Source organism: Acidovorax sp. Leaf160 (assembly GCF_001424265.1).
Lineage (GTDB): Bacteria > Pseudomonadota > Gammaproteobacteria > Burkholderiales > Burkholderiaceae_C > Paracidovorax.
In genome coordinates this window covers 96,984-121,493 of record NZ_LMOV01000023.1, presented here as the reverse complement: position 1 = coordinate 121,493, position 24,510 = coordinate 96,984, and the positions used below count along the sequence as shown (strand labels likewise).

Genomic DNA, 24,510 nt, shown 5'->3' with positions numbered 1-24,510 from the left:
CAGCCGCCGCCCGCGCTGCATCAGGAGTGCACTTCCCAGTCCCGCGCCTGTTCCAGCAGCTGACGCAGAAAGTTCTCTGCGATGGGCGACAGGCGCTTGCCCTGCGGCCACAGCACGTACCACGACGACGGCACCGGCATGTGCTCGGCCCGCAGGATCGCCACGCCCTCGCTGGCCGGATCGGCCGCCAGGGCGTGGCGCGACACCAACCCCAGGCCCATGCGCGCAGCCACCGATTGCTTGATGGCTTCGTTGCTGCCCAGCTCCAGCCGCACGCGCGGCGCGAAGCCCAGCGCCTTGAAATGCTCGTCGGTCGCCAGCCGTGTGCCCGAGCCGGTCTCGCGCAGGATGAACGGCTCCTTCAACAACTGCTCCGGCCGCACCCGGCGGCGCGTGGCCAAGGGGTGGTCGTGCGCGGCGATCACCACCAGCGGATTGCCCAGCAGCACCTGCCGGTCGTGCGGCACGTTGCGCGGCGGGATGGAAAGGATGTAGAGATCGTCCTCATTGGCCAGCAGGCGCTGCACCACGCCGTCGCGGTTCAGCACCTGCAGCGAGACGTCCACCGCAGGGTGTTCGGCGCAGAAGCGCCCCAGCATGCGCGGTATGAAGTATTTGGCCGTGCTGGCCAGCGCGATGCGCAATCGACCCTGGCTGACGCCCTTCAGAGCGGCCACGCGCTGCTCCAGCGTTTCCCATTCGGCGGCGATGGCCCGCGCGGTCTGCGCGGCGGCCTCGCCCGCCTGGGTCAGGTGCAGGCGCTTGCCGACGCGTTCGTAGAGCGGCAGGCCGATGGCGTCGGCCAGCTCCTTGAGCTGCATCGACGCGGTCGGCTGGGTCACATGGCAGTGGTGGGCGGCCCCGGTGACGGAGCCGGTTTCGGCCAGGGCCAGCATCAGCTGCATCTGACGAAAAGTGGCATGCATAGAGGAATCTCGATGAAGAGGATCGATAGTATCGATTTTCCAAGATCGGCTCGGCAGCCTAGCATCGCGGCCCATGAACCACCTCCTCGATCCCGCGATTCTTTTCTTCGTGCTCGGCCTCGCGGCCGGGCTGCTGCGCTCCAATCTGGAGGTCCCCGCGCCGCTGTCGCGCTTCCTGTCGCTCTACCTGCTGATGGCGCTGGGTCTCAAGGGCGGCTTCGCGCTGGCCCAGTCGGGCTGGACGGCGCAGGTCTCCGCTGCGATGGGCTGTGCGCTGGTGCTGGCCATTGCCGTGCCCGCCATCGCCTGGGTCGTGCTGCGGCGGCTGCTGCCCCCCTTCGACGCGGCTGCGGTGGCCGCCACGTACGGCAGCGTCAGCGCCGTGACCTTCGTGACAGCGGCCCATCTGCTGGAGCAGCAGGGCACCCCGGCCGGCGGCTACATGGCGGCGGCCATGGCGCTGATGGAGTCGCCCGCCATCGTGCTGGCCGTGGTGATGGCGCAGTGGCTGCGGCAGCCGGCAACGGCCCCGGCGACGTCGTTCGCGGCCCTGCCCGCGGGTGGCCAAGCCGTGCTGGCCAGTGCGGGTGCTGCCCATGCGCCGACGGGCGGCGGGCAGCGGCTCGGCACCGTGCTGCGTGAAGCCCTGACGGACGGCGGCGCCGTGCTGCTGCTCGGTGCGTTGCTGGTGGGGATCATCACGGGCGAGCGTGGCGAAGCCGCCATGCACCCCTTCACCGTCGATCTGTTCAAGGGCCTGCTCGCGTTCTTCCTGCTCGACATGGGGCTGCTCACGGCCCGCAACCTGGCCGGCCTGGGCGGGCTGGGCGCGCAACGCCTGCCGCTGGCGCTGTTTGCTGTCGTGGGCCCGGTGGTGCACGGGTTGCTGGCCCTGGCCCTCGCCTGGATCGCCGGGCTCGCCGTGCCCGAAGCCACGCTGCTGGCCGTGCTGGGCGCAAGCGCCTCGTATATCGCCGTGCCGGCCGTGTTGCGCCACGCCATGCCCGAAGCGCGGCCGGCGCTCTATGTGGGCCTGTCGCTGGGCATCACCTTCCCGTTCAATCTCGTGTTGGGAATACCGCTCTACGGCGCGCTGGCGCAGTGGTGGCTGGGTTAGGCAAACCCCGGCGGTCGGTAAGCCGATGCCCGGCGCCGTGGGACCGCAGGGCGGGGCAGCGCCGGCGGGGGCCAGCGGCGCGGCGAAGGGCATGCCGCTGACTGCCGCTGACTGCCGCTGACTGCCGCTGACTGCGGCGGGCAGCGTGGTCAGTGCTTGTGCGGGGCCGGCAGGGCTGGCGATTCCATGCCGTCGGCCTGGGCGAAGGTCAGTGTGGTGATGTAGCTGGTCTCCCCGAACTTGGCGCCATTGCGCTCGCCGGCCGTGGGGTCGGAATGCTTCACTTCGGCGACGTACTGTCCTTTCCAGGGCAGGGCGAACTGCACCGTGCCATCGGCGCCGGTTTGCGCTTCACGCGCCCAGCCGGACGGCGCCACCAGCGTCACCTGCGTCTTGGGCAGCGGCTGGCCGTTGAAGACCACGCGCAGCTCGCCCGCCCGGCCCGTGGGCACCACGTCGAGGGGCGCGGTGGCGGCCACGGGCTTGCCCAGGCCTGCCACCCAGCGTGCGGCAGGGCGCCACAGCAGCGCCGGCTTGCCGCCCTTGCTGCGGTCGATGAGCGGGTACGGCGCTTCGGCGAACAACGTGTCGCCAGCGCCAGCGCCCGCTGGCAGCTGGTAGACGAAGGCATTGGCCGTGCGCTGACCGGAAACCTGTTGCGTCTGGCCCGCGCTTTGTTGCGCGAGCACTGGCACCCCTTCGAACTTGTCGAGCGAGCCCGGAGAGGTTTCGCGCAGGTTGTCGGCGTACTCCCCGAAGTGCAGCTGTGCCTGGGTGCCGCTGGCCTCGATCCACACCTGATGGGCCTGGGCGGTGCCGGCGAGCGCAGCGAGCACCAGTCCGGAAAAGAGCGGGTGGAAGTGTCGGGTCATGAGGAAAACTCCAAGGTTGAGAATCGAGAGATTCGATGATTGCTATTGAAAAGATAGCAAATGAAGCCCGTCGAATGGGCGATGCAGCCCAATCGAGGCACGAAAAGGGCCCTCTGGCCCGGGGTGGGCCAGTGGCGCTGGCAGCAGCCCTCAGGAGCTGTGCGGCAGCAGGCATGACGGGTCCGCCCGCTGTCTCCACGCCGGCAGAGCAAGCTGGTGCATTCTAGCGGTTGAGAATAAATCTCATTCTGGAATTTGGGGAATTACCTCCTTGCGATGGCACGGTGCCGTGATGGGCAACGCCCGCTGCCCGTGTGGCAACGTTCGCGCTGCCGTCCGACGCGCTGCGCCACCGCCGGCGCCGACACTCCCGTGATGAGCCCCACCTTCATGACCCACGCCGCCATGGCCTTTGGCTTGGCACTGCCTGCGGCCTCCGCCGTCGCCGACGCCAACCCGCTGGTTGCCGAGCGCTGGAAGACCCGGCCGGTCGTGGTCGTGGTGCCCACGGCGGGCGATGCGTTGCTCCAGCGGGTGCATGCTGCGTTGCAGGAGCCTGCCATGCGCGAGGGTTTTCGCGAGCGCGACATGGCGCTCTACACGGTGGTGGCCGGGCAGGGCCGTCGCAATGGCAAGGACTTGCCGGCGAGCAGCACCACCGCCTTGCTGGCGGCGCTGGATCTTCCGCCCGAAGGGCCGGCGACGTTCGTGCTGGTCGGCAAGGATGGCGGCGTGAAGATGAAGGAGGGCGCCGACGTGGACCTGCGCGCCGTCTTTGCCGAGATCGACCGCATGCCGATGCGCCAGCAGCGCTGAAGCCGCGGCCCGCCGCGCGGTGACCTGCGCACAAGCGCATCGCACTCTTGGCGTGTGCAGCGCCGGTCAGTGGGCGGCGCTGACCGTCATGCGGCCTGCGGCGTGCCCGGCCAGGGCTGGGACAGGTCGATGTCCAGCACGATGCGGGGCCTGGCAGGGGGCCTGGCCTGCATGGCCGCAAGCCGCGACTGCATGGCTTCCCAGATGGGGCCGCCCGCCAGCACCGAACCGGCCGTTTCGGACGCCTTGAGCCCGGCATCACGGGCCAGCGCGTGCAGGTTGTCCGACAGCTCGGGACGGCCCGGTGGGGTGATGAACAGCACCTCCGGCCCGGCCTGCCGCACCATCGGGTGGGACAGCGCGCGGGCGACGAAGTCGGTGTCGCTGCCGTGGCCGCTGCGGCGCATCAGGAACACCATCAGATCGACGTTGCGCAGCAGGGGCGACGCGAGGGTCGAGCCCAGCAGGTTCTCGCTGATGCCTACGAGCCGAACGGCGCCGGCCTGGGGATCGGCGACGTCGGCATAGTCCAGCGGAAAGGTGTCGGCGTCGCGGCCGGTGTCGGAGATCTTCAGCGAGCAGGCCGGCGTGCCGAAACGTTCGGTCAGGTGGCTGAAGATGGGGTGGAACCACAGCACCGAGTTGCTGAACACGGCGGCCTGCTTGACCGCGCCCGCGCCCCCTGAGGCACCGGAAGCGCTTGAAGCGCTTGAAGCGCCTGCCGGCGCAGCGCCGGCTGGGCCGGCGGGCATGCCCCCGGGTCCGCCTCCGGGTGACGGCTCCGATGGGGCCGCGGCGCGGCGCGGCATGCGGTTGGGCGTGAGGAAGTAGCGGAACGCATCGGTCACGGCGGCCAGCCGCTGCGCGGCGAGGAAGCCCCGGATGGTCGCCAGGCGCTCGCTGGTCTGGCTGGCCGTGGAAGGCGATGACTGCACCAGCGCCACGCTCCACTGGGCATGGCTGCGCTCGGCGATCCGCTGGTTGAAGAGCACCGTGGGCCTGTCGTGGTTCCAGAAGGCGGTCGTGCGGGCCAGCAGACCGCGCAGGGCGGCGTCTTCGCCTTCGATGAAATGCAGGAAATACCCGTCCGCCACCGCCAGCAGGCCGGTCACGTCGTTGCGCCGGGCGTAGTCGGCGCAGGTGGCCAGCAAGCTCTCCGGCGGCACCGCCAGGTCGCCGTTGCGGCGGGCGGGGCCGAAATAGCAGACGGCGCGCATGGAGCTTCGGCGGGCGGGTTGGATTGGGGGCGTAGGGCGGTCTGCGGGCGGCTTGGCTACGGTCGGGGCGGCCGCTTCAGCCGCGCTCCACCGGGCGGCTGGCATCGCTGCACCATTCGCTCCAGCTGCCGGCAAAAAGGCCGCTGGTGCCCAGGCCGGCGACTTCCATCGCCAGCAGATTGGGAACCGCGCTGACGCCGCTGCCGCACTGATGCACCACGCTGTGCGCCGGCCGGCCCTGCAGCAGGGCGTCGAATTCGGCGCGCAGCTGGTCGGCCGGCTTGAAGCGGCCGTCCGGCCCCAGGTTCTGGGCGAACGGGCGGTTGAGCGCTCCGGGGATATGGCCCGCGACGGGGTCGAGCGGCTCCACCTCGCCGCGAAAGCGCGGCGTGGCACGCGCATCGACGATGGTCTGGCCGGGCTGGCCCAGCCGGGCCTGCACCTGCTCGGCGGTGACCAGTTCGCGCAGCGGCGTGCCGAGGCGGAAGTTGGACTGGAAGTGCGCCGGCTCCTCGCCGCTCGCCACCGGCAGGCCGGCGGCCTGCCAGGCCTGCAGGCCGCCGTCCAGCACCGCGACCGCGTCGTGGCCGGCCCACTTGAGCATCCACCAGAGCCGGCCGCAGTAGTTGGCGCCGTTGCGGTCATACACCACGGCCTGCATGTCGTTGGCAAAGCCGATGCTGGAAAGCCAGCTGGCGAACCGCTCGCGGTGGGGCAGGGGGTGGCGGCCCCCGGAGGCAGGCTCGTCGCCTTCGGCGGCCACGATCACGCCGCCGGCGCCGGGGGCGCCGTGCTTCGCGCTCAGGTCGCGGTCGAGATCGGCATGGACGGCACCCGGGATGTGCGCTTCGAGGTACTGCACGCTGCCGGACGATGGGTGCATCAGGTCGAAGCTGCAGTCGAAGACCATGCGCGGTCGGCCACTGTCCATCAGCGCCTGCAGTTCAGGAACGGAAATCAGCGTGGTGTAGGCAGAAGACATGGCGGATCAACGGTGAGGAGTGACCCGAACATTGTGTCACCCGCACGGCTTCGCACATGCCGGACGACGCCGACTGTGGGGCCTGCGCGCGCGTGCGCGCTCCCCGGGCCCAGTCGCGGAATGGGGTCAGTGCTCTTCGGCCGGGGCACCCGGTGCAGCGCGCGCCCGCAGGGCGGTGGCGACGATGCCACTGACGACGATCAGCGCCATGCCCAGCCAGCCGATGGGTGGGATCACGTCGCCGAAGAGCGCGATGCTGAAGAAGGCCGCGAAAACGATGCCGGAGTACTGGAGGTTGGCGACAATCAGGGTGCCACGCGGCGTGGCGGCGCGCGCATAGGCCCGTGTCATGCAGAGCTGGCCGGCGGCGGCCAGCACGCCGATGGGCAGCAGCCAGAGTGCGGGCCAGCCCGGCCAGGTCGAGGTGCCCGTCACCAGCAGGGCCGCGCCGCCCGCCACTGCCGAGCCGACGGCGAAGTAGAAGACGGTGCGGGTCTCGGGCTCGCCCAGGCGCGACAGGGCCATGACCTGCATGTACGCGAATGCCGCCGTCAGGCCCGACAGCAGGCCCACCATGCCGGCGAACCCCTGGTTGTCGCCGATGCTGGGGCGCAGCATCATGACCACGCCGGCAAAGCCCGCCAGCACCGTGAGCACCAGCGTGGCCTGCAGCGGCGGGCGGGGCTGGGCACCGCTGGGACGCCAGGTCAGCAGCGCGCCGCCCACCAGGAAGGCCGCGATCCAGACGCTGCTCATGTAGTTGAGCGTCATGGCCGTGGCCAGCGGCAGGTGCGCGATGGCATAGAACCACGAGCCCAGCGAGGTCACGCCGATCAGGCTGCGCCAGGCATGCATGCCCGGATAGCGCGTGCCCAGCGAAACCCGCTGCGTACGGGCCAGCCCCCAGAGGATCGCCATGCCGATCAGGCCGCGGTAGAAGACCAGCTCGGCCGAGTTGAAGTGCGCCGATGCGAACTTCACGCACACGCCCATGCTGGCAAAGATGAAAGCGGCCAGAACCATCCAGAGGGCGTGCATGGGCAGAGCGTCGTGTCTAGGAATGAAAAAAGCCGCCAGCGCCTGAAATACCAGCGCTGGCAGCTATGCTTTTGGTAGCGGTGGGCAGGATCACCGCTGAGGTATGGCGTCGCCCATCTGCGCGCGGTACCACTCGTGGAAGTGCTGCATGCCGTCTTCCATCGGGCTCTGGTAGGGGCCGACCTCGTTGTCGCCGCGCTCGTACAGAGCCCTTCGGCCTGCGTCCATGCGCTCGCCGATCTCGTCGTCCTCGATGCAGGTCTCCATATAGGCGGCCTGCTGCGCCTCGACGAATTCACGCTCGAAGGCGGTGATCTCCTCGGGGTAGTAGAACTCCACCATGTTCAGCGTCTTGGTGGGGCTGACCGGATGCAGCGTGGAGACGGTGAGCACGTGCGGGTACCACTCCACCATGATGTGCGGGTAGTAGGTCAGCCAGATCGCACCGCGCTCGGGCAGCTTGCCTTCGCGGTAGTTCAACAGCACTTCGTGCCACTTCCTGTACACGTCGGAGCCGGGCTTGCCGAAGGTGGAAGCCACGCCCACGGTCTGCACCGAATAGTGCTTGCCGAACTCCCAGTTCAGGTCTTCGCAGGTGACGAAGTTGCCCAGGCCGGGGTGGAACGGGCCGACGTGGTAGTCCTCCAGGTAGACCTCGATGAAGGTCTTCCAGTTGTAGTTGCACTCGTGCAGTTCCACCCGGTCGAGCGTGAAGCCTTCGAACGACAGCTCGCCCAGCGGGCCCATCCGGCCCAGGTCGGCCTGGATGTCGCGGCCGTTGTCCTCGAACAGCAGGCCGTTCCACTCGCGCAGGCCGTAGTTGTTGAGGTTCAGGCACGGGTCGTGCGAGAAATGCGGCGCGCCCAGCAGTTCGCCCGAGGGGGCGTAGGTCCAGCGGTGCAGCGGGCAGACGATGTTGCCGCCCGCGTGGCCCTTGCCCTGGCCCTGCAGCGTGCCGCGTCCCTTGAGCATCACGGCCTGCCGGTGGCGGCAGACGTTGGAGATCAGCTCGACCCCGCCCTGGGCATTGCGTACCAGCGCCCGGCCCTCCTTTTCCTGGGGCAGCGCATGGTAGTCACCGGGATGGGGCACGGACAGCTGGTGCCCCACGTAGCGGGGGCCGCGCTGGAAGACGGTCTCCAGCTCGCGCTGGAAGAGCGTTTCGTCGAAGTAGCTTGAAACTGGTAGTTGGCTTGCGGCCTGCTGCAGTTGAAGACTTAAATCAGACATGAAGACCTGACCTAAAGACTCCCCACAGGGAGGTGCGGGTGCGCACGTGGAAAAAACGAAACCGGCCGAGCAAAACACCCACAGCCGGTTCGATGGAAGGAATGGGATTGTAGCCGGTGGGGTTATTTCCGCCCGACGGGTATGTGTATTGCACCAGGGGTTGGCGGTGGCCGTGGCGCGCGGGCGCGGCGCGGGCCGCAGCCCGTGGCCGGGGTGTCGCCACGGCGCGCGCCGCTGCGGGGCGGCCCACGATGCAACGCCTAGAATCGCAGCTTTTTGACAGTGCGCCGCCAGGCCGCGCCCACCCCCATGCCCAAGGCCTCCGCCACCACCGTCCAGCCCGCCCCTCCTGCCGAACCCGTCAGCTACGAAGCTGCGCTGGAGGAGCTGGAGCAGCTCGTGGGCCGCATCGAGTCGGGCCAGCTGCCGCTCGACCAGATGCTGGCCGGCTACCAGCGGGGCGCCGCCCTGCTGGAATTCTGCCGGGGCCGGCTGGAGGCGGTGCAGGACCAGATCAAGGTGCTGGACGAAGGCACGCTGCAGCCGTGGACGCAGGAATGAGCGGCGGCCCGATGACCAACACCTCAGCCGCCAGCACCTCGGCACCCGCTTTCGACCTCGAGCGCTGGGCCACGGCCCAGCTGCAGCGTGTGGAAGCGGCGCTGTCGCAGTGGGTTCGTGCCGACGCGCCGGCCGGCCTGGGCACCGCCATGCGCTACGCCGTGCTGGACGGGGGCAAGCGCCTGCGTCCGCTGCTGGTGCTGGCCGCCAGCGACGCGGCTGGCGGGCTGCCCGAGGCGGCCCTGCGCGCGGCCTGCTCGGTGGAACTGATCCACGCCTATTCCCTGGTGCACGACGACATGCCCTGCATGGACAACGACGTGCTGCGCCGGGGCAAGCCCACCGTGCACGTGCAGTTCGGCGAGGCGCCGGCCCTGCTGGCCGGCGACGCGCTGCAGGCCCTGGCTTTTGAATTGCTGACCCCGGAAGAAGGCGTGCCGCCCGCCATGCAGGCGCGGCTGTGCCGGCTGCTGGCGCGCGCCGCCGGCGCGGACGGCATGGCCGGGGGCCAGGCCATCGACCTGGCCAGCGTCGGCGTCGGCCTGGACGAAGCCCAGTTGCGCCGCATGCACCGCCTCAAGACCGGTGCGCTGCTGCAGGCCAGCGTGGCCATGGGCGCGGCCTGCGCGGATGCGGCGCCCGATGTCACCGAGCCGCTGCTGCGCTACGGCGCCGCCATCGGGCTGGCCTTCCAGGTGGTGGACGATATCCTCGACGTCACCGCCGATTCGGCCACGTTGGGCAAGACCGCCGGCAAGGACGCGGCGAGCGACAAGCCCACCTACGTCTCGCTGCTGGGACTGGACCGGGCCCGGGCGCATGCGGACGAACTGCTGGCCGAAGCGCACGCCGCCCTGCAAGATAGCGGCCTGCCCGACACCCGCGCCCTGGCCGCACTGGCGGGCATGGTGGTCAACCGGTCGCACTGATCGCGGCCCGGGCCACCGGGCGAACACCCGGCGCCCTGGCGTCTGGATTTTGAATCGAATCGGCCGCTGGCGCTCATCCATCAAGCGCTGGCTGCTATTAAAAAAGTAGCGTATGCCCACGAACTCCTATCCCCTGCTGCAGACGGTGAACGACCCCGCGGACCTGCGCCGCCTGTCGCGTGCCGAGCTCAAGGAGCTGGCCTCCGAGCTGCGCGCCTTCGTGCTGCACAGCGTGTCGCAGACCGGCGGCCACCTCAGCTCCAACCTGGGCACGGTGGAACTGACGGTGGCGCTGCATGCGGTGTTCGACACGCCGCGCGACCGGCTGGTGTGGGATGTGGGCCACCAGACCTATCCGCACAAGATCCTGACCGGCCGGCGTGACCGCATGGGCTCGCTGCGGCAGATGGGCGGCCTGTCGGGCTTCCCGCAGCGGGCCGAGAGCGAGTACGACACCTTCGGCACGGCGCATTCCAGCACCAGCATCTCGGCAGCGCTGGGCATGGCGCTGGCGGCCAACCAGCGCGGCGAAGACCGCCGGGCGGTCGCCATCATCGGCGACGGCGCGATGACGGCGGGCATGGCGTTCGAGGCGCTGAACAACGCGGGCGTGGCCGACGCCAACCTGCTGGTCATCCTGAACGACAACGACATGAGCATCAGCCCGCCGGTGGGCGCGCTCAACCGCTATCTGGCGCAGCTGATGAGCGGCCAGTTCTACGCCAAGGCGCGCGATGTGGGCAAAAGCGTGCTGAAGAACGCGCCGCCTCTGCTGGAGCTGGCCAAGCGCCTGGAGCAGCAGGCCAAGGGCATGGTGGTGCCTGCCACGCTGTTCGAGAAGTTCGGCTTCAACTACATCGGTCCCATCGATGGGCACGACCTGGATTCGCTCATTCCCACGCTGGAGAACATCAAGGGCCTGAAGGGCCCGCAGTTCCTGCACGTGGTGACCAAGAAGGGCCAGGGCTACAAGCTGGCCGAGGCCGACCCGGTGGCCTACCACGGCCCGGGCAAGTTCGACCCCAGCGTCGGCATCGTCAAGCCCGCCACGCCAGCCAAGCAGACCTTCACGCAGGTCTTCGGCCAGTGGCTGTGCGACATGGCGGAAAAGGACGACCGCCTGGTGGGCATCACGCCCGCCATGCGCGAGGGCTCCGGCATGGTCGAGTTCGAGCGGCGCTTTCCCGGCCGTTATTACGACGTGGGCATCGCCGAACAGCACGCCGTCACCTTCGCCGCCGGCATGGCCTGCGAGGGCGTCAAGCCGGTGGTGGCCATCTATTCCACCTTCCTGCAGCGCGGCTATGACCAGCTCATCCACGACGTGGCCCTGCAGAAGCTGCCGGTGGTGTTCGCGCTCGACCGCGCGGGCCTGGTGGGCGCGGACGGCGCCACGCATGCCGGCGCCTACGACATCCCCTTCGTGCGCTGCATTCCGCACATGAGCATGGCCTGCCCGGCCGACGAGCGCGAGTGCCGCCAGCTGCTCACCACCGCTTTCGAGCAGGACCATCCCGTCGCCGTGCGCTATCCGCGCGGCAGCGGCGCCGGCGTGGCACCGCTCGCCAGCCTGGAGGGCCTGCCGTTCGGCCGCGGCGAGGTGCGCCGCACGGGCGGTGGCAGCGCGCCCCGGCGCATCGCCATCCTGGCGTTCGGCACGCTGCTCTATCCGGCGCTGCAGGCCGCCGAGGCGCTGGACGCCACGGTCGCCAACATGCGCTGGGCCAAGCCGCTGGACACGGCCTTGCTGCTGGAGCTGGCCGCCAGCCACGACGCGCTGGTGACGGTGGAAGAGGGCGCCATCATGGGCGGCGCCGGCAGCGCGGTCGGCGAGGCGCTGAACGCCGCGGGCCTCGCCGTGCCGCTGCTGCAGCTGGGCCTGGCCGATGTGTTCATCGAACACGGCGACCCCGCCGCCCTGCTGGCGTTGCAGGGACTGGATGCCGCCGGCATCGAGGCGTCCATCCGCGCGCGATTCCTGCCCGGTTGATCGCGACGCGGGGCGGCAGTGCGCGCGCCCGATGCGAGAAGGCTTGCAGAAAGCTGAATCCGGCACGGCCGGGGCGGGGCGGCGCGGGAAAACCCCCAACGGTGCGTGAGAAGGCGCTTCCTACAATCGTTTCCGGCTGAAACAGCCAGGGGCGAGCGCAATGCCTGCAAGGCCGGCCGCCCCGGTTTCGCAATCACATCGGAGATCTTCCATGGACCGTCGTTCCATCCTCAAGCACGCGGGCGTTGCCGGCGTACTCGCCGCCGGGGCCGCCCCGGCCGTGCACGCGCAGGCCACCATCCGCTGGCGCCTGGCGTCGAGCTTTCCCAAGTCGCTGGACACCATCTACGGCACGGCCGAAGTGTTCTCCAAGAAGGTCAGCGAATGCACGGGCGGCAAGTTCCAGATCTCGGTGCATGCCGGTGGCGAGCTGATGCCCGCTTTCGGCGTGGTCGACGGCGTGCAGAGCGCCTCGGTCGAAATGGCGCACACGGCCCCCTACTATTTCTATGGCAAGGACCCGACGTTCTGCCTGGGCTGCGCAGTGCCCTTCGGCCTGAACGCCCGCCAGATGAACGCCTGGATGTACGAAGGCAACGGCTTGAAGCTGATGCGTGAGTTCTATGCCAAGTACAACATCATCAACTTCCCGGGCGGCAACACCGGCGCGCAGATGGGCGGCTGGTTCCGCAAGGAAATCAAGTCGGTCGCCGATCTGAAGGGCCTGAAGTTCCGCACCAATCCGTTCGCTGGCCGCGTGCTGGAACCGTTCGGCGTGATCCCGCAATCCATTCCCGGGGCCGACCTGTACCCCGCGCTGGAAAAGGGCACCATCGACGCGCTGGAATGGGTTGGCCCGTACGACGACCAGAAGCTGGGCTTCAACAAGGTCGCGCCGTTCTACTACTACCCCGGCTGGTGGGAAGGCGGCCCGCAGCTGGACTTCTACATCAACACCAAGGCCTGGGAAGGCCTGCCCGCCGAGTACAAGGCCGTGGTGGAAGCCGCAGCCTCGCACGCCAACATCTCCATGCTGGCCAAGTACGACGCCCGCAACCCGGTGGCCATCAAGCAACTGGTGGGTTCCGGCACCAAGCTGCGCCCCTTCACGCAGGACGTGATGAACGCCGCGTTCAAGTCGGCCCAGCAGATCTATGCCGACCTGAACAACAGCAACCCCGAGTGGAAGAAGATCTACCCCGACTACTCGAAATTCCTGGCCGACCAGAACGCCTGGTTCCGCTTCACCGAAGGCACCTTCGACCGCTTCATGCAGGCGCAGAAGCTGTAAGGTCTGCTGCAGCCACCGAAAACCAAGCCCGCTTCGGCGGGCTTTTTCCATGGGCGCTCTGGCCGGTGCGGCCGGCCATGCGCTGTCGCGCACGGCCGCGGGTTCAGGGGATGCGGCGCGCCGCGCGGAACCGGCCGTAGCGCACCAGGAAGTCGTGGATGAGCTGCTCCTGCGTGAACCCGGTCACGTCGTGGGCCGACTCGGCATCGGTCGTGCGGGCCACGGCGCGGAAGTGCCGGCGCGCAGTGTCGCTCTTGCCGTCGGCCCAGGCGAAACTCGGCATGCGGTAGTCGCGCTCGCGCACGAGGAACTCGAACGGGCCACGCTCGCCGTGCTGCACCACCAGCGACACCCGGCTGTCGGACTGCTCCACGGCAGCCTCCAGCCCCCGCTCGCGCACCTGGGCGGCCACCGCCTCCAGTGCCGGGGCGGCGGTGTCCTTCAGGTAGCCCAGGATCTCGGCGCGCGGGTGGTAGCGCACGATGGAGTCCAGCCGCTGCTCCCAGGTCATGCCGGCGTCGTCGTCTTCGGTCGCCACGATCGGCAGCCCGCCGGGCATGGCGTTCTCCGTCTGCAGAGCGCGCAGCAGGCCGTAGCACATCAGGATCATGACGATCACGAACGGCAGGGCGCTGGCGATGGCGGCCGTCTGCAGTGCCTGCAGGCCGCCGGTCGCGAGCAGCACGGCGGCCACCACGCCGGCCGTGACCGCCCAGAAGATCCGCTGCCACACGGGCGACGGCGTTTCCGCACCGGAGGTGATCATGTCGATCACCAGCGCGCCCGAGTCCGCCGAGGTCACGAAGAACAGCATGACCAACAGCGTGGCAAGGCCTGACGAGATGGTGGCCCAGGGCAGATGCTCCAGCATGGCGAAGAGCGCCACCGAGATGTTCTCGTCGACCACCCGGGCGATGGGCGCCACGCCGGTCATCTCCATCTGCAGCGCGGTGTTGCCGAACACGGTCATCCAGAGGAAGGTGAACAGCACCGGCACCAGCAGCACGCCGGAGATGAACTGGCGGATCGTGCGGCCCCGCGAGATGCGCGCGATGAACATGCCCACAAAGGGCGACCAGGCGATCCACCAGCCCCAGTAGAACAGCGTCCATTCGCCGAACCAGGGGTTGGGCTCGTAGGCATAGAGGGAGAAGGTTCGCGGGATCACGTCGCCGAGGTAGGCGCCGATGTTCTGCACGAAGGCCTTGAGCAGGAACACGGTGGAGCCCGTGACCAGCACGAACAGCAGCAGGGCCAGGGCGATGCCGATGTTCAGCTCGCTGAGCCGGCGGATGCCCTTGTCGAGCCCGGACACGACCGAGCCGGTGGCCATGGCCGTGATGACGGCGATCAGCGCGACCTGCACCCAGAGCGATGACGGAATCCCGAAGAGATAGCTGAAGCCGGCGTTCACCTGCAGCACCCCCAGCCCCAGCGAGGTGGCGATGCCGAACATCGTGCCCAGCACGGCGAAGATGTCCACCGCGTGGCCGATGGGGCCGTTGATGCGCTTGCCGATCAGCGGATAGAGGGCCGAGCGGATGGTGAGCGGCAGGCCACGGCGGAAGGAAAAGTAGGCCAGGGCCAGGCCGACCACGATGTAGATCGCCCAGGCATGCAGGCCCCAGTGGAAGAAGGTGAGCGTCATGGCCCGGCGCGCCGCCAGCACGGTGCCGCCTTCGCCCGTGGGGGGCGACGTGAAATGCTGGATGGGCTCGGCCACGCCGAAGAAGATGATGCCGATGCCCATGCCGGCGCTGAACAGCATGGCGAACCACGACGCATAGTTGTATTCGGGCTCGGAGTCGTCGGGGCCGAGCTTGATGTCGCCGTAGCGGCTGCCCATCAGGAACAGGGCGAAGAACAGGAACCCGGCAGTACTGGCCACGTAGAGCCAGCTGAAGTCGGCCACGATGTAGGCCTGGATGGTGTTGAACACCTGGGCCGCGTTCTGCGTGAACACCGCGCCGTACACCGCGAAGGCCAGCACCAGCGCGGCCGAGAGGTAGAACACGGGCGGATTGATCTGCATCCGTGGCGGGCGGGTCGCTGGGGTGGAAGGATCGGAGGGCGGTGCTGGAGTGGACATGGTCGGATCGATCCGTGCGAGGGGGAGAGGACAGACGTCTGCTCGGCGAAAGCGCGTGCTGCGCGCAGGCTGGCACAGTCTGGTGACCAGACGGACGCTGCGGCAGGGGGGCGCGGATCTGCTGGAAACCACAGCCGCGCCTGACCTTCGCAACGACCGCCTGCCAGGCGGTGCCTGCTTGGGCGCAGGAGGGGCTATTACGCCATCGTCAGGGCGGGGTTCCAGCCAGCGGTGGATAAGGCCTGCTGTAGGAGGAATGCCCGTTCGCGCGTTCCGGACTGCGGGTGGGGCGGCCGGGCCGCCGATGTCAGCGCGGTGTGGGAGGGGTGGGAGGGGTGGGAGGGGCGGGAGGGGTGGGCACCATGCCCTGCCGCACCACGGCGTGGCCGAACGCCACGAGCAGCGCCGGGTCGGCCGAGTGGATCCAGGTGATGCTGCCGCCACGGCGGCGCAGCAGCATGCGGGGCGCGATGATGGCCTGAACCCAGGGCCAGTGCACGATCTTGAAGGTGGCGACGTCCGAGGCGTGCACCTCCTTGTCCCAGAGCCAGGTCTGCACGACGGTGTCGCCCGCCAGGCGCGTGCGGCTGAACACCATCCACCAGCCGACCCAGCCGATCACCACGGCCGCCAGCCCGAAGGTGGAAAGAGCGGTGAAGTTCCAGTCGGCCTCGCTCAGCGTGGGCAGCGACCAGGCCGCCAGCGCCGCGAGGCTGGCGACGATCAGCACCGCCAGGGCCCGCACCAGCGGCGGAAAGGCGGCGCTTTCCATCGCCGGGGGCGCGGTCGGCGCTGCGGAGCCGGTCACGGCATCGTGGGCGGCGTCCGTGTTCACTGCGGGGTGCTGGCCGCGCCTTCAGGCGCCGCGGCAGGAGCATTGCCGAAGGGGTTTTCCATGTCGATGGTGCCTTCCTGCTGCGGCTGGCTGTCCGCAGGCATTTCCAGCTGCACCTTGTCCACGTCCACGACGACTTCCTTGTCGAGGAACACGGTCACGGTCTGCGGGAAGAAGATCACGATCGCCACCAGCAGCACCTGCATGACCACCCAGGGGATGGAGCCCATGTAGATGTCGCTCGACTTGACCGGCCTGTCGATGCGCTTTTCCTTGAAGAGCGTGTCCGAGATGCCGCGCAGGTAGAACAGGGCGAAGCCGAAGGGCGGGTGCATGAAGCTGGTCTGCATGTTCACGCACAGCAGCACGCCGAACCACACTAGGTCGATGCCCAGCTTGTGGGCGACCGGGCCGAGCAGCGGCAGGATGATGAAGGCGATCTCGAAGAAGTCGAGGAAGAACGCTAGGAAGAAGATGAAGATGTTCACCACGATCAGGAAGCCGATCTGGCCGCCCGGCAGGTCGGTGAGCATGTGCTCGATCCAGATCGCGCCGTCCACGCCCTGGAACACCAGCGAGAAGACGCGCGAGCCGATCAGGATGAACACCACCATGGCCGTGAGGCGCATCGTGCCGTCCATGGCCTCCTTGATGAGCTTCCAGCTCAGCCGCTTGTGGATGGCCGCGAGGATCAGCGAGCCCACGGCGCCCATGGCGCCGGCCTCGGTGGGCGTGGCGATGGCGTGGTCCATGAACGGCAGGCCGCCCATCGAGCCCAGCACCGCGAAGATCAGGATGGCGGAAGGGATGATGCCGCGCAGGCACTTGCCCCAGAGGGCCCAGCCATGCAGCGTGCGCGCCGTCTTGGGCAGGCCGGGCACGAAGTCGGGGCGGAAGCGGCCCAGGATGAAGGTGTAGATCGCGAAGATCAGCACCTGCAGGATGGCCGGGCCCCAGGCGCCCTTGTACATGTCTCCCACCGAGCGGCCGAGCTGGTCGGCCATGACGATCAGCACCAGCGAGGGCGGCACCAGCTGCGTGATGGTGCCCGAGGCCGCCAGCACGCCGGTGGCGTAACGCATGTTGTAGCCGTAGCGCATCATCACGGGCAGCGAGATCATGGCCATGGCGATCACCTGGCCGGCGACGGTGCCGGTGATGGCGCCCAGGATGAAGCCCACGATGATGACCGAGTAGCCCAGCCCGCCGCGCACGGGGCCGAAGAGCTGGCCCATCGAGTCGAGCATGTCTTCGGCCAGGCCGCATTTCTCGAGCACCGCGCCCATCAGCGTGAAGAACGGAATGGCCAGCAGCAGGTCGTTCGACAGGATGCCGAACATGTTGATCGGCAGGTTGGCCATGAAGTTGGCCGGGAACCAGCCCATCTCGATGGCGAAGAAGCCGCAGAACAGACCCAGCGCCGACAGCGAGAAGGCGACCGGGAAGCCGATCAGCATGATCGCGATGAGCCCCGCGAACATGATCGGGGCGAAATTTTCCATGTGCATGCTGAAATCTCTTGCGCTGAGGAATCGGGTGGGCGAGGAGTGGGGTCGATGCGGGCCGCGGCAGAGCGGCTTACTGCACCGGCTTTTCGTAGTGGGTGGTCATCGTGAGGTCGCCGGTCAGCACCGCCACGCGCTTGATGATCTCCGCCACGCCCTGCAGGAACATCGCGCCGAAGCCCAGGGGCAGCAGCAGCCCGGCGGGCCAGCGGATGAGCCCGCCGATGTTGCCGGACATCTCCTGCGTGACGAACATGTTCCAGAAGAACGGCACCGTGAGCCAGGTCAGCAGGCCCATCACCGGCAGCAGGAAGAAGATGAGGCCGAACAGGTCGATCAGCACTTGCCCGCGCGCGCGCAGCTTGCCGTAGATGATGTCCACGCGCACGTGTTCGTTGAGCTTGAGCACCACCGGCGCGCCCAGCATGACCGTGGTGCCGAACAGGTACCACTGGATCTCGAGCCAGGCGTTGGAACTCAGGTCGAGCCCGTAGCGCACGACGGCATTGGTGGCCGAGATGAGCGCGGCGGCCAGCACGGCCCAGCCGGCCAGTTTGCTGAGCTTGGTGGAGAACCAGTCGATGCCCAACGCCAGTTTGAGAAGCCCTGACATGGTGTGCGTCCTGTAGAGAAATGGGGTGGCGGGCCGGCGTCTGGCAGGCCCGTGGTGCGGGGTCGGGCGATTACAGCGCATCCTAAGGCTCGCCTCCTTAAAAAAGGCTGACGCAATAGGCTGGGGTTTTCCATAGGTAACGGCCCCGGCGTCGGGGTTTTCGCGGGGGGTGCAGCCGCCGCGTGCAGGCCGCGTGCAGGCCGTGCGCACGCCGCTCGTGCGACGGTGGCGGCGGGGCGCCGCGGCGTGCGCCCGGCGCTACTGCGCCCCGGCGGACGGCACGCGCCGGCGCCGCGCCGCCGGGAAGTTCCACCAGGGCAGCACGCGGCTCATGGACAGCACCTCGCCGCAGCGCATGGGCGCGTAGCCGGGCATGGCGGCCATGCGCTCCTGCCAGGCGGGCGTCTGCAGCAGCTCGCGCAGCGCCCGCGTGGCGGGCTGCTCCAGCGACGACTTCAGGCAGGCGAGGTGGTAGCACTCGTGCACCAGGGGCACGAAGTCCAGCCCGCGCGCCCGCGCAGCCAGCTCGATGCCCATGCCCGCGTCGGCCGCGCCCGAGGCGATGGCCTGCGCCAGCGCGCCGTGCGAGGGCTCGATGCGGCCGCTGCCGGCCGCGTCGATGTCGCCGGGCTGCAGGCCCGCCTGGGTCAGCAGGTCGCCCAGCAGCACGCGGGTGCCGGTGCCGATGGGCCGGTGGATGAAGCGCGCGCCGGTGCGTGCCACGTCGGCCAGCGATTGCAGGCCCAGCGGGTTGCCGCGCGCCACGATCAACCCCTGCGTGCGGCGGGCGAAGCCGATCACCTTGTGCAGGCCCGGCTGCAGCAGCGGCTGGTAGGTGCGCGCCGCCAGCGAATCGGCGGCCGGCTGCTCCAGCGTGTGGAAGCCGGCGATCGTGCATCGGCCCTCGTTGAGCGCGCGGATGGCATCCACGCTGCCGGTGAAGCGGATGTCCAGATGCAGCCCGCCGCCCGCCGCGTGGCCGGCGGCATCGTCGCCGCCGGACGCGGGCGCCGCCGACGCATGCGCCGCCGCGTGCGCGCGCAGCACCGACAGCGCATCGTCGTGGCTGGCGTAGAGCGTGAGCACGTGGCTGCGGTCGTCGAAGGCCACGGCGAAGGCGCGCTCCAGGTCGGCGCGCAGGGCTTCGATCTGCGGGGCGAGCCGGGCCTGCGCCTGGCGCTCGGCCCAGAGCAGCTTGGTGCCGAATTCGCTGAGCTGCGCCGATTGGCCCTTGCCCCAGATGATGAGCTCGCCGCCCAGCTCGTCCTCCCAGCGCTTGAGCGCGCCCCACACATGGCGGTACGACAGCGCCAGCGACCGGGCGGCGGCGGAGATGGAGCCGTGCTGTGCCACGGCCTGCAGCGTGTCGAGCAACGGGTTGCGGATGAGCGCGTCGCCCGCGTCGCGGCTGAGCGTGTAGTGGAACTGGACCCTATGCACGAGTTTTCATATCGCTGGACATTGATGTGCTGCATACGATAGCCCACAACCCATGTCCACGATGACCCAGAGCGCGGCCACGGCGCTCGATCTCCTGACCTCCGCAGATGCCGCCCTGTGGACCATCGTCGCCCGCTCCCTCGCCGTGAGCGCGACGGCCTGCGCGCTGGCGTGCGGCGCCGGCCTGGTGCTGGGCGCCTGGCTGGGCGTGGCGCGCTTCGCCGGGCGCGGCGCCGTCCTGGCGGTGCTGAACACGCTGCTCGCCGTGCCATCGGTGGTGGTGGGGCTGGCGGTCTATCTGCTGCTGTCGCGCAGCGGGCCGCTGGGCAGCTGGGGCTGGCTCTTTTCCTTCAAGGCGATGGTGCTGGCGCAGACCATCCTGGTGCTGCCCGTGGTGACGGCGCTGACCCGGCAGCTGGTGGAGGACGCCGATCGCGCCCATGGCGAGCAGTTGCAGTCGCTGGGTGCAGGCCCCTTGCTGCGCAGCCTGCTGCTGGCCTGGGACGAACGCTACGCCCTGCTCACCGTGCTGATCGCGGCCTTCGGCCGTGCCATTTCCGAAGTGGGCGCGGTGATGATCGTGGGCGGCAACATCGACGGCTTCACCCGCGTCATGACCACCGCCATCGCGCTGGAGACCAGCAAGGGCGACCTGCCCCTCGCGCTGGCGCTCGGCTTCGTGCTGCTGGCCGTGGTGCTGGCGTTGAACGTGTGCATCGCGCTGCTGCGCCGCTGGCGTGAACGGGTCGATGGCGCGGCGGCGGGCCCCGCCATCGGGGTGGCTGCATGAGCGCGCGCCGGGTCGACGAAGCCCTGCCCGCGACCCGTACCGGCGAGGCATGCGCCCAGGCGCCCCTGTTCGAGCTGCAGCGCGTCGATGTGCGGTACGGCCGCGTGCAGGCGCTGTCCGCCGTCGACTTGCGCGTGGTGCCCGGCGAGCGCCTGGCGCTGGTGGGCGCGAACGGCAGCGGCAAGAGCACCTTGCTGCGCGTGCTCAACGGCCTGGCCGTGCACACCGCCGGCCAGCTGGTGCGCGATGCCGCCAGCCGTCAGGCGATGCTGTTCCAGCGGCCTTTCATGCTGCGCGCCAGCGCCTTGAACAACGTGGCGCTGGGCTTGTGGCTGGGTGGCGTGCCGTGGCAGGCGGCGCGGCTGCAGGCGCTGGGCGCGCTGCGCCGCGTCGGCCTGCTGGACGCCGCGGCGCAGAACGCCCGCACGCTCTCCGGCGGGCAGCAGCAGCGCCTGGCGCTGGCCCGTGCCTGGGCCCGCCGCCCCGACGTGCTGCTGCTCGACGAGCCCACCGCCAGTCTGGACCCGCATGCCAAGCGCGAGGTGGAAACGCTGATGGCCGACTTCGCAGCCGGCCACGGCGCGGGCGGCCCGGCGCATCCCGTCACCATGGTGTTCAGCAGCCACAACCTGGGGCAGGTCAAGCGCCTGGCCAGCCGCGTGGTGTACCTGGAGCACGGCCGCGTCATGGCCGACTTGCCGGTACACGACTTCTTTCATGGGCCGCTGCCGGAGGCGGCCCGCCTGTTCGTCAAAGGAGAAATGGTATGAATCGAAGCCTGAATTTGAAGTCTTTTCGGCCTGCGGCGCTTGTCAATAAAGGGCTTGCAGCTATTATTTTAATAGCATTTGTCGGCGGGGCATCGGCACAGTCCATCACCATGGCGTCCACCACGTCCACGGAGCAGTCGGGTCTCTTCAGCCACCTGCTGCCGGCTTTCAAGCAGGCCAGCGGGCTGGACGTGAAGGTGGTGGCGGTGGGCACCGGCCAGGCGCTGGACATGGCGCGGCGCGGCGATGCCGACGTGCTCTTCGTGCACGACCAGGCGGCCGAGCAGAAATTCCTCGCCGACGGCTGGGCCACCCAGCGCTACCCGGTCATGTACAACGACTTCGTGCTGATCGGCCCGCCCGCCGACCCGGCCGGCACGCGCGGCAAGGACATCGTCGCCGCCTTGGGCAAGATCGCTGCAGCGAATGCCGAATTCATCTCGCGCGGCGACAAGAGCGGCACGCACGCGGCCGAACTGCGCTACTGGAAGATGGCGGTGGGCGAGGGCGGCAAGGGGGGCGCCTACAAGGAATGCGGCTGCGGCATGGGGCCGGCGCTCAACATCGCAGCCTCCAGCGGCGCCTATGTGCTGGCCGACCGGGGCACCTGGCTCAACTTCAAGAACCGCGCCGCGCTGGCGGTGCTGGTCGAAGGCGACACCCGGCTCTTCAACCAGTACGGCGTGATGGTGGTCAACCCTGCCCGCCATCCGCACGTGAAGGCGGGCGATGCGCAGAAGTTCGTGGACTGGGTGATCTCGCCGTCGGGCCAGACCACCATCGCGCAATACAAGGTGGGCGGCGAGCAGCTCTTCTTCCCGAACGCCAAGCCCTGAGCGCGCGGGCCGCCGGGCCAACCGCTGGCTCAACGGCCCAGCGCCTGCCATCCCGGCACATACCAGCCCAGCACGGCCACCAGCAACAGCGCCAGCAGCAGGCTCAGGCCCTGCCAGAACCGCACCGGGTCGCGTTCGATGAGCGGCGTGCTGCGGCGGCGCCCGAATGACCGGGCGGGCGAGCGCAGGTCGTGTGCCAGTTCCGAGGCGGCTTCCTGCCGCCGCAGCGGGTCCGGATCCAAGGCCTTGGACAGCACGCCGTCCACCCACTCGGGCAGGTCGGGCCGCAGATGGCGAACGGGCGTGTAGCGCAGCCGCCGTACGTCCTGGGGCGTGCGCACGCGGGAGGCGTTCAGGCCGTAGGGCAACTGGCCCGTCAGCATCTGGTAGGCGATGGCCGCCAGCGCGAACATGTCGGACTGCGGGCTGCCGCCACGGCCCAGCAGGTATTCGGGCGCCATGTACTGCAGCGTGCCGGGGGGCTGTGCGGCGGTTTCGCTGGTGGCGCTTTCCGCCAGGCCGGCCACATGGGTCGCGGCCAGGTCGATCAGCCGTACCGTGCCGTGGGCGTCGATCATCACGTTGTCCGGCCGCAGGTCCTGGTGCAGCATCTCGCGGCTGTGCAGTGCATGCAGGCCCAGCGCCATCTGCTCGACCAGCGCCCGCACGGCGGCCAGCGCGGGCCGGGGGTGGTCCACCATCCACTGCGACAGGGTCTGGCCCTCGATGTACTCCAGCGCCACGAAGAGGTGGCTGCGCGGCCGCTCGCCGGCCCAGGCTTTCACGACATGGGGGCTGTCGATGCGCCGCGCCACCCATTCTTCCAGCACGAAGGCGTCCAGATAGGCCGGCTGTTCGCGCAGGTCGACCGACGGGGTCTTCAACACCACCGCCTGGCCGCTCGCATCGTCGGTGGCCAGGTGCACGTGGCTGCGCGCGCTCACCTGCAGCGCGCGCACGATGGTGAAGCCCTCGAAGCGGTCGCGCGGGGCCAGCAGCGGGGGCAGAGCCAGGCGTTCGCGCGCGGCATGCGGCAAGGGCGCGTCGGCTGCGGGCAGCGCCTCCACCCGCAGCAGCTGCACGGTGGCGTCGTCCGTGCCGCCGCGTTCCCGGGACAGGGTCGCCAGCGCGGCGGCTGCCGCATCGAAATCGTGCGCATGGGCGCGCAGCGCAGCATGCACGTCGGCGGCTTCCAGTCCTTCGTAGGCGCCATCGGTCGCCAGCAAGTAGATGTCGCCCGCTTCGGCATCCCAGTGGCGGTAGTCGATCTCGACATGCGCGCCGATGCCCAGGGCACGGCCCAGGTACGACTCTGCGGACGAGACGCGCACCCGGTGGTCGTCGGTCAGCTGCTCCAGCGCCTGCGGGTGCAGGCGGTAGGCGCGGGCGTCGCCCACATGCAGCAAGTGCGCCTGCCGCCCCTTGAGGATGAGCGCGGTGAAGGTGCAGACATGGCCGCGGTCCTTGTCGAACCGTCCCTCGCCGCGTTGCGTCTGCGCGTGCAGCCACGAGTTGGTTGCGTTCAGCACGCGCTGCGCCGCGCGCCGTACCGACCAGGCTTCGGAAGTGGCGTAGTAGTCGTCCAGGAACGACCGAACCGCCGCCTGCGCCGCGACCTGGCTCACGGCGCTGGAGCTGATGCCGTCGGCCAGCGCCAGGGCGATGCCCTTGCTGGCGAGCAGGTGCCCGGTCGGCAGCAGCGCGCCGTGGAAGTCCTGGTTGGCACCGTGCGCCCCCGCCAGCGAGTGCTGGCCGAGCGTCACGCGCAGGCCGTGGGCCATGGCGTTGCAGGCGCCTGGGTTCAGTTCACGCGGCGCTTGGGCGCGGTCTTGTAGTGGGTCGAGTAGAGCGCGGCGCCGACGAAGGTCAGGCCCCCCACCAGGTTGCCCAGCACGGTCGGGATCTCGTTCCAGATCAGGTAGTCCATGAACGTGAACTGGCCGCCCAGCATCAGGCCGATGGGAAAGAGGAACATGTTCACGATGGAGTGTTCGAAGCCCATGTAGAAGAACACCATGACCGGCATCCACATGCCGATGGCCTTGCCCGAGACGGTGGTGGACATCATGGCCGCCACCACGCCGGTAGAGACCATCCAGTTGCACAGCACGCCCCGGATGAAGAGCGTCAGCATGCCCGCCGCGCCGTGCGCCGCGTAGCCCACCGTGCGGCCTTCGCCGATGTGGCCGATCTTCTGGCCGATGGCGTTGGGTGCCTCGGAGAAACCGAAGGTGAAGATGATGGCCATGAACACGGCCACCGTGAACGCGCCGGCGAAGTTGCCGCAGAACACCAGCCCCCAGTTGCGCAGCACGCCGGCCCAGGTGGCGCCCGGGCGCTTGTCGAAGACGGCCAGCGGCGCCAGCGTGAAGACGCCGGTGAGCAGATCGAACCCCAGCAGGTACAGCATGATGAAGCCGACCGGGAACAGCATGGCGCCCACCAGCGCGTTGCCGGTGTTCACGGTGACCGACACGGCGAAGGCCGCGGCCAGCGCCAGGATGGCGCCCGCCATGTAGGAGCGGATCAGGGTGTCGCGCGTGGACATCAGCAGCTTGGATTCGCCGGAGTCCACCATCTTGGTGACGAATTCGGAGGGAGCGAGGTAGGCCATGGTGTGTGCAGTCGAAGGTTCGATGAAATCTTGGATGGGGTGGGTCGCT

At 69.2% G+C, this 24,510-nt stretch carries 22 protein-coding genes; 9 read left to right on the top strand and 13 right to left on the bottom strand.

All coding sequences use genetic code 11. The features are described from left to right. Window positions 1-20: 20 nt before the first annotated feature. Window positions 21-926, bottom strand: a complete 906-nt coding sequence (locus tag ASF94_RS11240) for a LysR family transcriptional regulator (protein WP_056665951.1) — start codon at window positions 924-926, stop codon at window positions 21-23. A gap of 73 nt (window positions 927-999) precedes the next feature. Between ASF94_RS11240 and ASF94_RS11235 the strand changes: the two genes are divergently transcribed. Then, window positions 1,000-2,043, top strand: coding sequence for a sodium-dependent bicarbonate transport family permease (locus tag ASF94_RS11235; RefSeq protein ID WP_056665948.1), 1,044 nt, complete (start codon window positions 1,000-1,002; stop codon window positions 2,041-2,043). Window positions 2,044-2,192: 149 nt separating this feature from the next. Here the strand turns inward: ASF94_RS11235 and ASF94_RS11230 are convergent, their stop codons facing one another. Beyond that, window positions 2,193-2,915, bottom strand: coding sequence for a DUF4198 domain-containing protein (locus ASF94_RS11230; RefSeq protein WP_056665945.1), 723 nt, complete (start codon window positions 2,913-2,915; stop codon window positions 2,193-2,195). A 375-nt stretch (window positions 2,916-3,290) separates the two neighbouring features. Here ASF94_RS11230 and ASF94_RS11225 point away from each other — a divergent pair, with 375 nt between their 5' ends. Further along, a complete protein-coding gene (locus ASF94_RS11225) occupies window positions 3,291-3,731 on the top strand; it encodes a DUF4174 domain-containing protein (RefSeq protein ID WP_082493185.1) in 441 nt (146 codons plus the stop codon). 86 nt (window positions 3,732-3,817) lie between these two features. On the opposite strand, the gene ASF94_RS11220 is transcribed toward ASF94_RS11225, so the two are convergent. The 4 genes from ASF94_RS11220 to ASF94_RS11205 all read right to left on the bottom strand — a co-directional run bounded on the left by ASF94_RS11220 (window position 3,818) and on the right by ASF94_RS11205 (window position 8,198). Continuing rightward, window positions 3,818-4,948, bottom strand: a complete 1,131-nt coding sequence (locus ASF94_RS11220) for a BLUF domain-containing protein (protein WP_056665942.1) — start codon at window positions 4,946-4,948, stop codon at window positions 3,818-3,820. A gap of 76 nt (window positions 4,949-5,024) precedes the next feature. Further along, window positions 5,025-5,930 (bottom strand): sulfurtransferase, encoded by a 906-nt coding sequence (locus ASF94_RS11215; protein WP_056665939.1) that lies wholly within the window; start codon window positions 5,928-5,930, stop codon window positions 5,025-5,027. Between the two features lie 126 nt (window positions 5,931-6,056). Beyond that, window positions 6,057-6,968: a DMT family transporter gene (locus ASF94_RS11210; protein ID WP_056665937.1), complete on the bottom strand. Its 912-nt coding sequence runs from the start codon at window positions 6,966-6,968 to the stop codon at window positions 6,057-6,059. Window positions 6,969-7,058: 90 nt separating this feature from the next. Next, window positions 7,059-8,198 carry an aromatic ring-hydroxylating dioxygenase subunit alpha gene (locus ASF94_RS11205; protein WP_056665934.1) on the bottom strand — a complete coding sequence of 380 codons (1,140 nt, stop codon included), beginning with the start codon at window positions 8,196-8,198 and terminating at the stop codon, window positions 7,059-7,061. Window positions 8,199-8,507: 309 nt separating this feature from the next. Between ASF94_RS11205 and xseB the strand changes: the two genes are divergently transcribed. The 4 genes from xseB (at window position 8,508) to ASF94_RS11185 (ending at window position 12,969) form a co-directional block, all read left to right on the top strand. After that, a complete protein-coding gene (xseB, locus tag ASF94_RS11200) occupies window positions 8,508-8,759 on the top strand; it encodes an exodeoxyribonuclease VII small subunit (RefSeq protein WP_056667174.1) in 252 nt (83 codons plus the stop codon). An 11-nt stretch (window positions 8,760-8,770) separates the two neighbouring features. Next, a complete protein-coding gene (locus ASF94_RS11195; protein ID WP_056667171.1) occupies window positions 8,771-9,688 on the top strand; it encodes a polyprenyl synthetase family protein in 918 nt (305 codons plus the stop codon). 112 nt (window positions 9,689-9,800) lie between these two features. Beyond that, complete coding sequence (gene dxs, locus ASF94_RS11190; RefSeq protein ID WP_056665931.1) at window positions 9,801-11,678, top strand: 1-deoxy-D-xylulose-5-phosphate synthase; 1,878 nt, start codon at window positions 9,801-9,803, stop codon at window positions 11,676-11,678. Window positions 11,679-11,889: 211 nt separating this feature from the next. Continuing rightward, complete coding sequence (locus ASF94_RS11185; protein ID WP_056665928.1) at window positions 11,890-12,969, top strand: TRAP transporter substrate-binding protein; 1,080 nt, start codon at window positions 11,890-11,892, stop codon at window positions 12,967-12,969. 103 nt (window positions 12,970-13,072) lie between these two features. Here the strand turns inward: ASF94_RS11185 and ASF94_RS11180 are convergent, their stop codons facing one another. The 5 genes from ASF94_RS11180 to ASF94_RS11160 all read right to left on the bottom strand — a co-directional run bounded on the left by ASF94_RS11180 (window position 13,073) and on the right by ASF94_RS11160 (window position 19,451). Continuing rightward, on the bottom strand, window positions 13,073-15,001 hold the full coding sequence (locus tag ASF94_RS11180; protein ID WP_056665925.1) for a BCCT family transporter: 1,929 nt from the start codon (window positions 14,999-15,001) through the stop codon (window positions 13,073-13,075). 364 nt (window positions 15,002-15,365) lie between these two features. Further along, window positions 15,366-15,893, bottom strand: coding sequence for a hypothetical protein (locus tag ASF94_RS11175; RefSeq protein ID WP_235505337.1), 528 nt, complete (start codon window positions 15,891-15,893; stop codon window positions 15,366-15,368). Further along, the gene (locus ASF94_RS11170; protein WP_056665922.1) at window positions 15,890-17,401 is read right to left on the bottom strand and encodes a TRAP transporter large permease subunit; all 1,512 of its coding nucleotides are present in this window, start codon (window positions 17,399-17,401) and stop codon (window positions 15,890-15,892) included. The genes ASF94_RS11175 and ASF94_RS11170 overlap by 4 nt, the downstream gene beginning before the upstream one ends. 70 nt (window positions 17,402-17,471) lie before the next feature. Beyond that, entirely contained in the window at window positions 17,472-18,011 is a 540-nt protein-coding gene (locus tag ASF94_RS11165; protein WP_056665919.1) for a TRAP transporter small permease subunit, read from the bottom strand. A gap of 258 nt (window positions 18,012-18,269) precedes the next feature. Beyond that, a complete protein-coding gene (locus tag ASF94_RS11160) occupies window positions 18,270-19,451 on the bottom strand; it encodes a substrate-binding domain-containing protein (RefSeq protein WP_056665916.1) in 1,182 nt (393 codons plus the stop codon). Between the two features lie 52 nt (window positions 19,452-19,503). On the opposite strand from ASF94_RS11160, the gene ASF94_RS11155 reads away from it, so the two are divergent. From ASF94_RS11155 to ASF94_RS11145, 3 genes are read left to right on the top strand one after another with little or no spacing between them, the layout of a single operon-like run. Then, window positions 19,504-20,241: an ABC transporter permease gene (locus ASF94_RS11155; RefSeq protein ID WP_056665913.1), complete on the top strand. Its 738-nt coding sequence runs from the start codon at window positions 19,504-19,506 to the stop codon at window positions 20,239-20,241. Further along, complete coding sequence (locus ASF94_RS11150) at window positions 20,238-21,011, top strand: ATP-binding cassette domain-containing protein (RefSeq protein WP_056665909.1); 774 nt, start codon at window positions 20,238-20,240, stop codon at window positions 21,009-21,011. The genes ASF94_RS11155 and ASF94_RS11150 overlap by 4 nt, the downstream gene beginning before the upstream one ends. Next, window positions 21,008-21,847 carry an extracellular solute-binding protein gene (locus ASF94_RS11145; protein ID WP_056665906.1) on the top strand — a complete coding sequence of 280 codons (840 nt, stop codon included), beginning with the start codon at window positions 21,008-21,010 and terminating at the stop codon, window positions 21,845-21,847. The genes ASF94_RS11150 and ASF94_RS11145 overlap by 4 nt, the downstream gene beginning before the upstream one ends. Before the next feature lie 29 nt (window positions 21,848-21,876). Here ASF94_RS11145 and ASF94_RS11140 read toward each other — a convergent pair whose 3' ends face one another. Then, window positions 21,877-23,628 carry a bifunctional protein-serine/threonine kinase/phosphatase gene (locus ASF94_RS11140; protein WP_056665903.1) on the bottom strand — a complete coding sequence of 584 codons (1,752 nt, stop codon included), beginning with the start codon at window positions 23,626-23,628 and terminating at the stop codon, window positions 21,877-21,879. A gap of 20 nt (window positions 23,629-23,648) precedes the next feature. Beyond that, window positions 23,649-24,461, bottom strand: a complete 813-nt coding sequence (locus ASF94_RS11135) for a formate/nitrite transporter family protein (RefSeq protein WP_056665900.1) — start codon at window positions 24,459-24,461, stop codon at window positions 23,649-23,651. Window positions 24,462-24,510 lie beyond the last annotated feature (49 nt).